Annotated in this window: 10 protein-coding genes; 9 read left to right on the forward strand and 1 reads right to left on the reverse strand. The window is 65.9% G+C overall.

All coding sequences use genetic code 11. The annotated features are described in order from the left end of the window. The first annotated feature begins 104 nt into the window (after window positions 1-104). The gene (locus A8G15_RS18200) at window positions 105-4,679 is read left to right on the forward strand and encodes an AAA domain-containing protein (protein WP_068162660.1); all 4,575 of its coding nucleotides are present in this window, start codon (window positions 105-107) and stop codon (window positions 4,677-4,679) included. Window positions 4,680-4,770: 91 nt separating this feature from the next. Here the strand turns inward: A8G15_RS18200 and A8G15_RS18205 are convergent, their stop codons facing one another. Further along, window positions 4,771-5,346 (reverse strand): DinB family protein, encoded by a 576-nt coding sequence (locus tag A8G15_RS18205; protein ID WP_068162593.1) that lies wholly within the window; start codon window positions 5,344-5,346, stop codon window positions 4,771-4,773. Between the two features lie 288 nt (window positions 5,347-5,634). Here A8G15_RS18205 and A8G15_RS18210 point away from each other — a divergent pair, with 288 nt between their 5' ends. The 8 genes from A8G15_RS18210 to A8G15_RS30725 all read left to right on the forward strand — a co-directional run bounded on the left by A8G15_RS18210 (window position 5,635) and on the right by A8G15_RS30725 (window position 14,760). Then, the gene (locus tag A8G15_RS18210; RefSeq protein ID WP_068162664.1) at window positions 5,635-7,212 is read left to right on the forward strand and encodes an amidase family protein; all 1,578 of its coding nucleotides are present in this window, start codon (window positions 5,635-5,637) and stop codon (window positions 7,210-7,212) included. Further along, window positions 7,209-8,546: an MFS transporter gene (locus tag A8G15_RS18215; protein WP_082899984.1), complete on the forward strand. Its 1,338-nt coding sequence runs from the start codon at window positions 7,209-7,211 to the stop codon at window positions 8,544-8,546. Before A8G15_RS18210 ends, A8G15_RS18215 begins: the two co-directional genes overlap by 4 nt. 310 nt (window positions 8,547-8,856) lie before the next feature. After that, window positions 8,857-9,903, forward strand: a complete 1,047-nt coding sequence (locus tag A8G15_RS18220; RefSeq protein ID WP_082899985.1) for an ABC transporter ATP-binding protein — start codon at window positions 8,857-8,859, stop codon at window positions 9,901-9,903. Between the two features lie 153 nt (window positions 9,904-10,056). Continuing rightward, window positions 10,057-11,544, forward strand: a complete 1,488-nt coding sequence (locus A8G15_RS18225) for an ABC transporter substrate-binding protein (protein WP_169833908.1) — start codon at window positions 10,057-10,059, stop codon at window positions 11,542-11,544. 16 nt (window positions 11,545-11,560) lie between these two features. After that, window positions 11,561-12,505 carry an ABC transporter permease gene (locus A8G15_RS18230; protein WP_068162601.1) on the forward strand — a complete coding sequence of 315 codons (945 nt, stop codon included), beginning with the start codon at window positions 11,561-11,563 and terminating at the stop codon, window positions 12,503-12,505. Then, window positions 12,502-13,458, forward strand: a complete 957-nt coding sequence (locus tag A8G15_RS18235) for an ABC transporter permease (protein ID WP_082899986.1) — start codon at window positions 12,502-12,504, stop codon at window positions 13,456-13,458. Before A8G15_RS18230 ends, A8G15_RS18235 begins: the two co-directional genes overlap by 4 nt. Before the next feature lie 27 nt (window positions 13,459-13,485). Then, window positions 13,486-14,541 (forward strand): ABC transporter ATP-binding protein, encoded by a 1,056-nt coding sequence (locus A8G15_RS18240; protein WP_068162604.1) that lies wholly within the window; start codon window positions 13,486-13,488, stop codon window positions 14,539-14,541. Between the two features lie 21 nt (window positions 14,542-14,562). Further along, complete coding sequence (locus A8G15_RS30725) at window positions 14,563-14,760, forward strand: hypothetical protein (protein ID WP_156665452.1); 198 nt, start codon at window positions 14,563-14,565, stop codon at window positions 14,758-14,760. The last annotated feature ends 25 nt before the right edge of the window (window positions 14,761-14,785 follow it).

The following is a 14,785-nucleotide window of genomic DNA, read 5'->3' on the forward strand; positions in this document are numbered from 1 at the left end:
TGACAGTTCCTAAGGTGGTCTTGCCCGTTTCCGTCGACGGGTGGAAGCGGGTGAGTGGAGTGGGTGCCGAGTCGAGGGAGAACGATCCCGAACTGCGGGATCGCGTGCAACGCCTGCTCGCCTTCTTGTCCGAGCTCGTCAGGGCCCGCAGCGCGCCCGTCCGAGTCCTCGGCAAGCACCGTGCCGTGTTGTCCCTGGACGAGGGGAACCTCGATGTCGGCCTCAGTGCGGATGCCGCGGCAGGCGACGTCGTCCTCCGCGCGCGGCGTGTTCAGCTCGAAGACCCACCGAGACCTCCCGAGGTGCTCGCGATGTATGTGCACGGGGCGATCGGCGATTCCACCGTCGAACCGACTCTTGACCCGCAGGCCCCGGGCGGTATCGACGGCTTCGACACCTGGCTCACGGAATGGCGGGCCTGGGCAGCCGCCGATCGCGAACGCCGCCCCGCGTCGGAGCTCTACACCTTCCTGCAGCGCGCGATGCTCGACCTCGAAGCCCAACCGGAGTCGCTGGAGCTCGTCGTCGCCTCGGGGTTGCTGCAGCTCTCCGCAGATGTGGCAGGGGAGCGGGTGTGCACTCACCTGATCACGCAGTCCACCGTCGTCGAACGCCACGCGGAGTCCGGCGACCTGCTGGTCCGGTTGAATCCCGACGCCGGCCCGTCGCTCGAAGACACCCAGCTCCTCACCGGGCTCGAGGTGTTCGAGCCCTCCACCACCCGCAACCTGCACGAATCCCTGGCAACCCAGGTCGCGTCACCGGTCGATCCCGCGGCCCGGGCGTTCTTCAAGGACTGGGCCGACCGCGCGCTCACCCTCCACGTCGACGTCGTCGACCGCGCCGACGAAACACCGTCGTCCGGCGCATTCCTGACGCCGTCGCCCGCGCTGGTGCTGCGTAAACGCGGCGCCTCTGCGCTCATCGAGTACTACACCCGCATGACCGAGGCCGTCGCCGACGAGGCGAACCCGGTGCCGCTCGGCCTGGCACAGCTCGTCGAAGCGATCGAACCGGCCGACCGTGTCGCATGGCTCGACCGCATCGGCATGTCGTCCGCCCGGCTCGCCGACGACCCGCTGTTCCCGCTGCCCGCGAACGAGGAGCAGTGCGACATCATCGACCGCTTCACCGGCGACATCGGCGTCGTGGTCGAAGGCCCCCCGGGTACCGGCAAGACCCACACCATCGCCAACCTCGTCTCCGCGTTGCTGGCGCGTGGACAACGCGTGCTGGTCACGAGCGAGAAGGCGCAGGCACTGCGCGTCCTCCGCGACATGCTGCCGCCGGAACTGCAGGAGCTGTGCGTGTCGGTGACCGATGCGGCGCGCGGCGGGTCCGAGGAGCTCAACCGCAGCGTCAGCGAGATCGCCACCCGCAAAGCGCAATTCAACCAGCGACGTGCGGCGCAGCGCATCGCCGACCTCACCACGCAACGCGACGATGCGCTGAACCGTCGAGCGATGCTGACCGAACGGATCCGGCAGAACCGCGAGCAGGAGACGGTCACCCACCCCGAGGTCGCCGCCGGCTACGGCGGGACGGTCGCGTCGATCGTCCGTCAGGTCCGGGCACAGGAATCCCGGCACGGATGGCTCCCCGTTCCGCTCCTCACCGACACACCACCGCTGACCGTCGAAGAATTCCAGGTCCTTCTCTCACATCACCAGCGGTCGGATGTCGACCGCGCCCGGCGCCGATTCCAGGTCTTCCCGGAGCTGTCTCTGCCCACCCAACGCGAACTGCAGTACGCGTGTGACGCGGTCGCGCAGGCACCGTCCGCCGCGGCGGGCAGTGACATGCCTGGACTGCTGCAGATACTCGACGGTGCGTCACCCGATGTGCTCGCCACTGTCCGTGTTCTCTGCGAACAACTGCAGGGTGCCCTGCAGGACGCGGAACGACTCGACCCGCGATTCCAGCGCGTGGCCGACGCAGTCCTGTCGGGTCGGGCACAGCACCTGTGGGGAAAGACCGCCGAGTTGGCGAACCTCGTGCAGGCCGCACAGGAGGCCGACCGGTTCGTCGGCGCCACCTCAGTGGAGACGCCGGTGACAGGGCGACAGGCCTTCGAGGCCTACGACGCGCTCGCCCGCAAGCTGGATGCGGGGGACACGTGGCGTACCGGTTTCACCCGGTTCCGGAGGAGCGACGAACAATCCGCCGTGGAGGAGCTCGGTGAGCTCGCGACCGTCGACGGGGTCCCGGCCACCACCGCCCACACCGCCCGGATCGTCGCCGAGCACCTGCGTGCCCTCGACGCGGTCCGGGTGGTGGCGATCATCCTCCACGATCTCGGCATCGACGTCCCGCTCGACGAGTCGCGCAGCCGTGCCGTCGGCACCCTGGCCTTCATCGCCCGGGACCGCGCCATTGTCGACAACCTCGTCGCCCGGGCACGGGACGTCGAGCTGGCGTTGCGGGAGATCAACCCCGGTGCACCGCGGATCGCGAGCGCCGAACAGGCGCGATTCCTGGCGCAGTCGGCGCGGGCCATCGCCGCGGCAGGCACGGCGGAAGCGAGCAGGACCTGGCTCGAATCCGTCGGCATGCACGTGCGCGGCGAGATAGCCGGGGGCGCGTCGCCCGAGGGTCGTGCGCTGGCACGGGCCTTCCACGACGCGGACTTCGACGGCATCAACACAGCGCTGGACGCCTGGGATCGTGCCGCCGGCGAACACCGTGAAGAGCTCGAACTCGTATCCCTGCACGCGCGATTGACCGAGGCCGCACCGGCACTGGCGCACGCCATCGGCGACAACCCGTCGCTACCGGAATGGCCGGCCCGACTCGCCGACATCGAGCGAGCGTGGGCGTGGCGTCGCGCCGAACAATGGGTGCGGGACTACCACGAGCACCGCGACGACGGACAGTTCGATCGCGACCTCGACGAAGTCGAGCAGGACATCGCGCGGCTCACCGCGCAGCTCGCTGCGGAGAAGTCGTGGAGCGCGTGCCTCGACCGCACGACCGCCGAGCAGGTCCAGGCGCTGCATTCGTACCGCGACCACGTCGTGAGCATCGGCAAGGGCACCGGCCGGTACGCGGAGCGCTATCGGGCCGCGGCGCGTGAAGCCATGCAGGTCGCGCAGGGTGCGGTACCGGCGTGGGTGATGCCGCTGCAGCAGGTGCTGGCTTCGATTCCGGCCGAACAGAATTCGTTCGACGTCGTCATCGTCGACGAGGCGAGCCAGGCCGACATCAGCAGCCTGTTCCTGCTGTGGCTGGCGCCGCGCGTCATCGTGGTCGGCGACGACAAGCAGTGCGCGCCGAGTGCGGTGTCGCTGGGTGCGCTCGACGGGGTGTTCAGCCGCCTCGACTCGTATCTGCCCGACATCCCGAAGTACCTGCGCGACAGTTTCACTCCGCGGTCGAGTATGTTCTCGCTGCTGCGGTCGCGGTTCGGGAGCGTCATCCGTCTGCGAGAGCATTTCCGGTCCATGCCGGAGATCATCGCGTGGTCCAGCGACCAGTTCTATGCGGACGATCCGCTGGTTCCGTTGCGGCAGTTCGGGGCCGACCGGTTACCGCCGCTGCGCACCACCTTCGTCGAGGGCGGTGTCGTCACCGGACAGAACTCGTCGTTGACCAACCGTGTCGAAGCCCGCGCTCTCGCCGACACTCTCGTACAGTGCCTCGCCGACCATGCGTACGACGGGAAAACGTTCGGTGTGGTGGTTCTGCAGGGACAGTCGCAGGTCGACGCCATCCAGAACGAACTGCTGGACAGACTCGGTCCCGAGCAGTGGGAGGAACGCCGGCTCCGCGTCGGTACGCCCCCGGATTTCCAGGGCGACGAACGGCACGTGGTGTTCCTGTCGATGGTCGTCGCGCCCGAACAGAACATCGCGGCGATGACGCGGACCGAATACCAGCGGCGGTTCAACGTCGCCGCGTCGCGGGCGCAGGACCAGTTGTGGTTGTTCCATTCGCGGACCGTCGACACGCTGCGGCCGACGGACCTCCGGCACTCGCTGCTCACCTACATGCAGTCCACCTCCCCGATGCCCGCACCGCCCATGCCGGAGGGGGTGACCCGCGACGAGCGGCACGAGGCGTTCGGCAGTCTCTTCGCGCAGGAGGTCTTCCTCGACCTCGCTGCTCGCGGATTCCACGTGAACCCGCAGGTCGAGGTGAACGGCCACTTCATCGACCTGGTGGTGACCGGCATGGCAGGCAAACTCGCGGTCGCGTGCGACGGCGACCGGTGGCACACCAGCCCCGATCGGCAGCGTCGAGAACTCGAACGGGAACGGGAACTACAGCGCTCCGGGTGGAGGTTCTGGCGGATCCGCGAATCCGACTACTACTTCGATCCGGTCGAGTCGATGTCCGGATTGTGGGACGAGCTCGAGCGGCGAGGCATCCTGCCCAGCAACGCTGTGCCCGAATCTGCGATCACCGAGCGAATCCCGGTGCTCACCGCGCCCGCGATCGGACCCGGCGGATTCACCGATGTGCCGGTACCGATATCGGCATCATCACAACTCGCGAACCTGATCGTGGAAGCACTCGGGACCGAATCGCAGCCGGTCGTCGAGCTCGCCGGCCGGCTCGACATGGACTGGACGGTCGTGCTCGCAGTGCTCGAAAGCCTCGTCGTCGCGGGGGTTGTCGACCAGATCTCCGCGCCGGGGGAGCGGACGGAATATCGGGTTGCGGGGGTAGTGCCTTCGTAGGGCGGGTTCACGCGCCGGTCAGACAGCCGCGCAGGTCCAGGATCGACGTTCATGTCCGTTGGGCGAGAGGATCTTCCGGCTGCTCGGGAGGTCACCCCAACGGGGCAGCGCGATGCGTGTGCGCGTACAGGTCGCGCAGCAACGCAACCTCGGACAGGTGATGGATCAGCTCGCGGTGGATGTGCAGCACCAGATCCGCCATCGTCAGTTCCGGATACGGTTCCTTGTCGCCGACCGGGACCAGCAACCCGTCGTTGCCCAGATCCCGGACACCGGCCAGCCACACGCCGAGCTGCGTTTCGAGCTGGTCGAGGGCGGTCGCGGCGTCGCCCGCGTACTCCCACGAGTCGTACGACGCCGGTGGGGCACCGAAGTGCGACGCATTGCGGGCAGCGAGCACGCCGACGACGACGTGCCCGAGCTGCCACGCGATCGTCGTGAACGGTGCCGGGTCGGGTTCGGCGAACGCGAAGTCGATGGTGAAGTCGCCCGAACCGGCCTGAATCGGCGCTGTCGATGTGCCCCGCGGTCGCACACTCCATGCGTCGGGCACGGGTGACCAGAAGTATTCGTCGTCGGTGAGGCCGTCGAGCCTGGTTCGGATCTGGTGGTTCCAAAGGAATTCCCACTGCTCGCGCAGCGAACGGTTCAGGTCGAATGGGTTCATGAACCCACTGTCCCGGAAGGTCGTCGGGTTCGGGCGCCGATCGGACACCCGTTCACGTCCAGGACGGAGGTTTGTGTCCATCCGGCAAGCGGATCCCGAGGGACCGCGTGTGGGTGTGACGGCGGTTACCTGGCGGAGGTGGCAGCGCGCGCCGCGATCGCCGCGCAAACGCGCAGGTCAGGACCTGCAGCGAAAAGTGTTGCACTGGCGTAACAGTGCAGACCCGTGCAGCGGTGGAAATCCGGCCGCGACCGGCGCACCTTTCCCTCATCCAACTGGGAGGTGAAGATGGCCGGAAAACCTGGAATCGACGAGATCATCGAAGTCGCGGAGCGCCTGGGAATCGGAATCACGTCAACAGAGGCGGAGGTGTACCAGAGCCATCTGGGGAATCTTCTCGAGGAGTTCGACGAGTTTCTCGGTTCGGACCTGCCCGAGGATCCGGCGCCGCAGTTCGCGACGGCACGACCCGCCGGGTATCGGCCGAGCGAAACGGAGGATCCGCTCAATGCCTGGATGTGGAAGGCACGGATCGAAGGCGCCGCGGACGGCCTGCTCCACGGAACCACCGTCAGCTTCAAGGACCACATCGCAGTGGCCGGGACGCCGACGGCATACGGACTGCAGGCCCTCGAAGGCAACATCGCGGACTACGACGCCACGATCGTGTCGCGCAGCCTGGCGGCCGGCGCAACGATCGTCGGGAAGAACGTCATGGACGGACTCGGCGGCGGATTCGGCTTCGGCGGAGGGATCGGCGACTTCGGACGAGTTCTGAATCCCCACGACCACAAACATCTTTCGGGAGGCTCCTCGTCCGGATCGGCCGCCGCCGTGGCGATCGGAGACGTCGACATCTCGTTCGGCGGGGACCAGGGTGGTTCCATCCGCATCCCGGCGTCGTGGTCCGGCACGGTCGGCCTGAAGCCGACCTTCGGTGCGGTCTCGCACTTCGGCGCGGGGTTCGGCTCGGATCAGAGCGTCGACTACGTCGGACCCCTGACCCGGTCCGTGCGGCTGGCCGCGTCCGCATTCCAGGCCGTCGCCGGGCGTGACGGTCTCGACCCGCGGCAGTCCGCGGCGACACCCGAGTGCTTCGACGTCCTCTCCGGGCTCGAGGGCGGTGTCGAGGGTCTGCGCATCGGAATCCTGACCGACGGGTTCGCCGGAGCCGATCCCGAGGTGGCCGCATCGGTGTCGGCGGCCGCCAAGGTGCTGACCGGTCTCGGCGCCGAGGTCGTCGAAGTGTCCGTCCCCGCGTTCGCCTGGGCCTCGCGTGCGCAGACGGCGCTGATGCCCGAAGGCGCACGGGCCGTGTTCGACACCGGATTCTTCGGGGCGTTCACGCGGACGTGGTACCCGGCCGCGAACATCGAGGCGATCAACCGCATGTGGGCGAACGAGGCGGACGGGCTGGATCCCCGGATCAAACTCAACTATCTCGTCGCCGACTTCAGCCGGCGACTGTACGGCGGGCGCGTCTACGCGAAGTCGCAGAACATGCGCGGCCAGGTGATCGGCGAGTTCGATCGTGTCCTGACCGGTATCGACGCGCTGGTGATGCCGACGACCCTCACGACGGCACCCGAGTACGAAGCACCCGCGCCGGGGGAGGCGCTCGCGGTCAAACTGGGCGGCGCGGTCGTCGGAAAGGCGGTCCGGAACACCCGGCCCTTCAACTACACCGGCCATCCCGCGCTCGCGGTGCCGTGCGGAATTATCGGCGGCCTGCCCGCGAGCATGCAGCTCGTGGGACGCTTCTTCGACGAAGGAACCCTGCTTCGCATGGCATATGCCTTCGAGCAGGCGAAGCCCGACCTTCAGGAAGAGTTGGCGTCGAGCGCACGAGCGACCGTGACCGTATGAGGCGCCGGAGCGACTCCGCACGACACGAGGGGCGGGTGTTCCGGTCACTCACGGTCCCGAACTATCGCCGCTACTTCTGGGGAAGCTTCGTCAGCAATATCGGCGTGTGGATGCAGCGGACGGCCCAGGTCTGGGTCGTCATGCAACTCTCGGACCGCAACGGCGTAGCACTGGGGGTCGTTGCGTTCCTCCAGTTCGCCCCGACCCTCGTGTTCGGCTTGTACGCCGGCCTGGTGGGGGACAGGTTCAGCAGGGCGAAGATTCTGCTCGTCACGCAATGCGCCATCAGCGCGGTCAGCGCGATAATGGCGGTCCTCGATTTCGCCGGGCTGATGTCGCTTCCGATCATGTACGTGCTCGCCGCAATCGTGGGAATTGTGACGGCCTTCGATGCGCCCATTCGTCAGACTTTCGTTTCCGATCTCGTCGTGGATCCCGAATTCATCGGAAATGCAGTCGGACTGAATTCCGCGGCATTCAATTCGGCACGTTTGATCGGGCCGGCGGTGGCCGGCGGGCTCATGGTGGTTACCGCGACCTGGACCGTATTCCTGCTGCATGTCGTGGCGTCGCTGGGAATTATCGCGTCGCTGTATTCGATCGGCCGCAGTGTCCCCGGAGGTGGGCGGGTGCCGCGCGAGAAGGGGCAGCTCAGGGAAGGGATCCGGTACGTGCTTTCGTCGAGGGACCTGGTCGGGTTGCTCCTCATCGCAGGATTCATCAGTGCTCTCGGCCTCAACGGTATCCAGGTGTTCATCCCGCTCGCGGCGGGTGAGCTGTTCGGTCGCGGGGCCCTTGCATTCGGCATGCTGACGTCGGCAATGGCGATCGGTTCCGTCATCGGCGCGCTCGTGTCGAATCTTCGGTCGGGAATACCGAAGCGGCGGACCGTCTTCGGTGCTGCTGCCGCCGCGGGTGTGTGCGAGTGCGTCCTCGGTGCCATGCCGACCTACGAGCTGTTCGCGGCGATGCTGCTGCCGACCGGGATCGCCCTGATGTACTTCGTGGTCGCGGTCAACACCCGGGTCCAGATATCCAGCCCGGACTGGGTGCGAGGGCGGGTCATGTCGTTGTACATGATGGTGTTCTTCACCGGAGCCGCACTCGGATCGACCGCGACGGGCGGTCTGTCCGAGCTCCTCGGAGTTCCACTCGCTGTCGTGACCGCGGGGGCATCGATGATCGCGTGCGCGCTCCTCGTCGGTGCTGTATTGCTCGTCCGGGCCCGAAGGTGCGATTCGGCCGAAAGTGAAGACGTGGTCAGCAATTCCGATTCCGCAATTGCGACCGAGATCACGTCGGTAATTTCGACGGGCGCGAAATCCCGGGTGTAACCCCGGGCGGGCGCTCGACCGCGCAGTCTCCATCTGTCTGCCGATCGGCCCGATTGTTACGAAATGACCGGTTCTGTAACACGCGGTGCGGTTTCAAGAAACAACACTCTGGAATATTGATCCTCGAAAGGTCAAGCGGGCCCGATCATTTCACGACAAGTCGGATGCCCACGGAAGATGCATTCTTCTCCTTCGTTCGGTGCTGCGACGATGCCGGCCGCGATGAAGCGAGTGACACGGACGCGGAGACGTCCGTCATCGAGGATTCCGCCCCACATATCAGCGGCAACGTGAAAGGAAGGGTGAGTAGATGAGCCAGGCAGTCGTCAAGGAGCCGGTTGTTGCGACCGGAGATCAGTTGCGCGTCTCTGCACCGGCCCTCGAAGTTCGCGACCTCGTCACCGAGTTCCGCACGGAGAAAGGGAATCTGCGAGCGGTCAACGGTGTCTCGTTCTCGGTGCAACGCGGCGAGGTCCTCGCCGTGATCGGGGAGTCGGGTAGCGGCAAGAGCGCAATGCTCCGCTCGATTCTCGGCATCCAGCCGGCGGGAACCTTGATCGAAGGTGAAGTGCGACTGGCCGGCCGGGACCTGCTCGCGATGAGTAGCCGGGAGCGCCGGCGAGTTCGCGGACGAGACGTCGCGATGGTCTTCCAGGACCCGCTCACCGCGCTCGATCCGGTCTACACCGTGGAGCAGCAGTTGGTCGAGACGATTCTCGTCCACCAGAAGATGTCGCGTTCTCGTGCCCGGGCACGGGCACTGGAACTGCTCGAACTCGTCCAGATTCCGTCGCCGGAAACGCGATTGAAGGCATACCCGTCCGAGTTGAGCGGCGGCATGCGGCAACGCATCGTGATCGCGATGGCGATCGCGGGAACCCCGCAGGTGTTGCTTGCGGACGAACCCACCACCGCTCTGGATGTCACCGTGCAGGCCCGGATGATCCGGCTGTTCCGCCGGATTCAGATGGAAGCCGACATGGGACTCGTCGTGGTCACTCACGACCTCGGTGTCGCGGCCGAACTGGCCGACAACGTGGCGGTGATGTACGCCGGGCGGATCGTCGAATACGGCACGGCGAAGGCGGTGCTGACGAATCCGCAGCACCCTTACACCGAAGGGCTGATCGAAGCCAATGTCCGACCCGGGCAGGATTCGCGTCCGCGGGCGATCATCGGGGCGCCGCCGAGCTTGAAGCGGCTTCCGCCGGGTTGTTCGTTCGCGCCGCGATGCCCGGACGCCGTCTCGGAATGCTGGTCGGAGCTACCGGCATTGGCGGAGGTCGGCGAAGAGCGATTCAGTCGCTGTGTTTTCAGTCCACGTGCCGTGATGGCACTCAGTACCAGGGAGAACTGACGTATGCGGATAGGATTGGTGCGCCGTGGCAGCCGCGCCTCTACGCCTCGGCGGCTACGGCTTCTGGCCCTCGGCCTCGCTGGAACGATCGCACTCACCGCGTGTGGTTCCGGAAGCGGGTCCGATGGTGGGGATCAGGTTCTGCGGATCGCGATGTCGGCGGGAAACATTCCCTACCCCTCGACTCCGCCGAACGAAGGCTACGAGGGCTACCGATTCGTCGGGAACAACATCTACGATGCCTTGACCCGGCTGAATCTCGATCAGGCCGAGGAACTTCCGACGCCGCAACCGTCTCTGGCCGAATCGTGGGAGCCGAGTGAGGATCTGACCGCCTGGACGTTCAAGTTGCGACAGGGCGTCAAGTTCCACGACGGCACGGACTTCAACGCCGATGCGGTCATCTTCCAGTTCGATCGGATGCGCAAGCCGGACTTCGAATACTATTCCGCCACCGATGCAGGACGCGGCGCCGCTGCGTTCCGGTTCATCACCGGCTGGGAGAAGGTCGACGACTACACCGTCACGATCCGGACCGCGCAGCCCTACGCGTGGGTGCCGTGGGACGTCGCGTCGATCTACATTCCCAGCCCGGCCAAGGTGAAGGAAGTCGGCAACGACGCCTACAACCAGTCCGCGACGGGAACCGGACCGTTCATCATGACCGAGTACGTCGACGGCGAAGTGATGGAGCTGACCCGCAACGACGACTACTGGGGCAATGTTCCGAAGCTCGACAAGATCGTTCTCTACCCGCAGGCCGAGGCCGCGTCGCGGTTCGCCGCGCTGACCTCCGGTGAAGTGGACTGGGCCGAAGTGCCGGCACCGGATTCGCTTGCCCAGCTCGAAGCGGAAGGTTTCAACATTCAGCTCGGCAAGTACCCGCACGGAATCATGCCGCGGTTCAACCAGTTCCGGGCACCGTTCAAGGACAACGTGCCGCTCCGGCAAGCACTGAACTTCGCGCTGGACCGTGAAGGCACTGCCGCGCTGATCAACGATGTGGGCTACCCGGCCTCGCAATGGGTGTACGACGGTCATCCCGCCTTCGACGTGGACAACAACTCCGGGTACACGTACGACGTCGACAAGGCCAAGAAACTCCTGGCCGAGTCGGGAACCCAGCCGGGAACACTGAAGCTGACGATGGCCTACCCGACGGGTGGCTCCGGGAACATGTTTCCCGACGTGATGATGCAGAAGCTGCAGGCGGACTTCGCGGCGATCGGGGTCGACGTGACGCTCGAACCGATGGAGTGGAACACGCTGCTCACCGCGAGCCTCGAAGGGCTCGACAAACCGCAGTGGCAGCACATCGACATCCTGTGGGCGTCGCCGGCGGCCGGGATGATGCCGTCGCTGTATTCGACCGCCTTCATGTGTGTCCTCCCCGGCGGTTCGCCCAATGCCGCGGGCATGTGCAACCAGAAGGCCACGGACGCGCTGCTCATGGCCGCCCAGCAGCCCGATGTGGCCGAGCAGGACCGCTATCTCCAGGACATGATGGGTGCGGCCGTCGACAACGCCGACTTCTTGTTCTGGATGCACGATCTGAACCTGCGCGTGCTGTCGCCCAGGGTTCAGGGCTACGTACATCCGCAGTCCTGGTGGGTGGATTTCACCACCATCTCCATGGAATAGCTTCGAGGGGGAGTCAATGCTCTCGGTGATCTTGAGACGTACCGCGCTGGCGGTGCCCACGCTCTTCGGTGTATCCATCGTCGTCTTCCTACTCATGCAGGTCCTGCCGGGTGACCCGGTCGCGTCCTTCATGACCGAGGATTCGACCGATGCCGAACGTCAGGCAATGCGGGCCGAACTCGGCCTGGACCGTCCCCTGCCGGTCCGCTATCTCGATTGGCTGACGTCGGCCTTCCAAGGGGATCTCGGCTACTCCCTGCAACGGCGCAGAGAAGTCCTCGACCTGTTGACCCAGGCGATCGGGAACACTCTCGTCCTGGCTCTCGCCTCCGCGGTGTTCGGCATCGTCGCCGGCATCGCAATCGGATTCGTCGCAGGTGTCCGTCGCGGTTCCGTGGTGGACCGGGTGGTGTCGGTGATCAGCCTGTCCGGCCTGAGCATCCCGTCGTTCTTCCTCGCGATCGTGCTCCTGGCGGTGTTCTCCGGAGGCTTGAAGTGGTTCCCATCGGGCGGGGCGGTTCTCGACGAGGGAATCGGTACGGCGCTGCGGCACCTGACCCTTCCCGTTCTTGCCGGATCGCTGGTCACGATGGCGATCACGGCCCGGGTGACCCGGGCGAGTGTCGTCGACGTGTACAGCTCGGACTTCATCGAGACCCTTCGAGCGAAGGGCCTGAGTTCCACCCAGATCAACCGGCACGTGATGCGGAACGCGATCTCCCCGGTGCTCACCACATCCGGTGTTCAGATCGGTGCGCTGCTCGGCGGTTCGGTTCTGGTGGAGACGATTTTCCGCTGGCCCGGTATGGGAATGCTCGTATTCAATGCGATCTCGTCGCGTGACCTGCTCGTCGTCCAGGGCGCGACCCTCGTGATCGCACTGTGCTTCGTCCTGATCAACCTGGCGGTCGATCTCGCACAGGCGGCCATCGATCCCCGAGTGAGAGCTGGTGTCGCATGACCACACTTCTCCTGCAACAAGGTCCACTCGCCGGCAGCGCGCCGACGACCGAATCGAAGGTGGAGGCGGAGCGACTCCGCGAAGCATGGCTGGCCGAGGAAGAGAGCGTCCGCAGCCAGTCGTTCTGGAAGGAGACGGGCCGGCGGTTCCTCTCCAACAAGGTCGGGGTCAGCGCGGCGGGCGTCGTGCTGCTCCTGGTCCTCGCGGCGATCTTCGCGCCGCTGATCACGAGCTACGACCCGCTCGTCGGTAACCCCGCCGACCGCCTGCTCGGGGTGTTCAGCGGAGGGCACGTGCTCGGTACCGACGAACAGGGCCGGGACATGTTCGCCCGCATCGTCTACGGCGGACGGCTGTCACTGGTGGCCGGCTTCGTGCCCACCCTCGTCGCGGCACTGATCGGCACCGCGATCGGCGTCACGGCCGGCATGATCAGTGGGCTGATCGGCAGCGCCCTGATGCGCGCAATGGATGTGCTGTATGCATTCCCGGCCATCCTGCTGGCCATCGCGGTCGGTGCCTCCCTCGGACCCGGCCTGACGAACACGGTGATCGCGGTGACGATCGTGTTCATCCCCCCGGTCGCACGTGTCGCGGAGTCCGCGACCCGGCGGGTGGTCTCCCGCGAGTACATCGAGGCCGCCCGCCTGACCGGAGCATCGCGCATCCGGATCGCCCGCAGCCAGGTGCTGCCGAACGTGCTGAACGACATCATCGTCTACTCGTCCGGCCTGGTCGGCATCGCGATGATCACCGCGGCGAGCCTGAGCTTCCTCGGCCTGGGCTCCCCGCCGCCGGCGCCGGAATGGGGCTACATGCTCAACAGCATGCGCGGCGCGCTCTACGTCGAACCGCTGGTGGCCATGATTCCGGGCATCTTCATCTTCCTCGCCTCGGTCGCGTTCAACATGGCGAGCGACGCCCTTCGCGAAGCAATGGATTCGCGTCTGTGACAAGACGATCGACGGAAGGAGCGTGCAATGACCATCACGACTGAAAACCCCGATGTATCCACGCCGAAGTCGCGGCACCCGGTTCTGGAAATCCTCGACGTCTCCAAGTCGTTCCCGGTGCGGGACGGATTCAAGACTCGTTCGCTCTCGGCCGTGGACCACGTGTCGCTTTCGGTCGACGAGGGCACCACCCTCGGAATCGTCGGCGAATCGGGTTGTGGCAAATCGACACTCGCCCGGATCATCGTCGGTCTCCACACGGCGAGCAACGGAGAGATCATCTTCGACGGCAAGCAGATCTCGACCACCGGAAAGCGCGACCGCGCCGCCGTCGAGCAGATGCAGATGGTGTTCCAGGACCCGTCGTCCGCTCTCAATCCCCGGGCCACGATCAGCGAGTCGATCGCCTTCCCGCTGCGGGTACAGGGTGTCGCTGCCGACGAGATCGACCGACGCGTCGCGAAGGTCATGGCGGACGTGGGTCTGCCGAGCAACTACGCCGGCAACTACCCGCATCAACTCAGCGGCGGGCAGCGCCAGCGCGTGAACATCGCTCGTGCACTTGCACTGCAGCCCAAGCTGATCGTCCTGGACGAGGCGGTGTCGGCGCTCGACAAGTCGATTCAGGCCCAGGTCCTGAACCTCCTCGAGGACCTGCAGGAAGAGTACGGACTCACGTACGTCTTCATCAGTCACGATCTCAACGTGATCGAGTACATCAGCGATCGCATCGCGGTGATGTACCTGGGGCAGGTCGTCGAATCCGGTGCCGCGTCGGACCTCTACGAGCATCCTCTGCATCCCTACACCCAGCTGCTGTTCTCCTCCATTCCCAATCTCGATCCCGACGAGAGCCGGCGCGACGATCCGGAGGCCGTCGATGCGGGGGAGATCCCGAGCCCGCTGAACCCTCCGAGCGGGTGCCGGTTCCGGACCCGATGTTCGTTCGCCCACGACCGGTGCGCGAGCGAGGCGCCGGTGCAGGTCGAGGTGTCGAGCGGACACACCGTCGCTTGCCACCTGTACCCGGAAGGAGGTGCGCGCGACCTCGTCGAGCTTCTTCCAGGAGTTTCCCAGCAGTGAAATCGAGAAAGGGCATCAATGATGGCTGTTTCACCGAACGACATGGTCGCGGCGCTTCTGTCGGCCGCGCAGCTGACCGTGGACGCGCACGAGTTCGACACCATGGTCAGGGACTATCCGGTCATTCGGGCAGCGGCGGACTCGCTGTACCTCCCGGAACTCGAATTCGTCGAGCCGGCTGTGACCTTCGATTCGAGGACTGCATTTCTTCCCGTGTAGGCGCTGAAGCTCAGAAAGGAAAACT

This window comes from Rhodococcus phenolicus, from assembly GCF_001646785.1.
Lineage (GTDB): Bacteria > Actinomycetota > Actinomycetes > Mycobacteriales > Mycobacteriaceae > Rhodococcus > Rhodococcus phenolicus.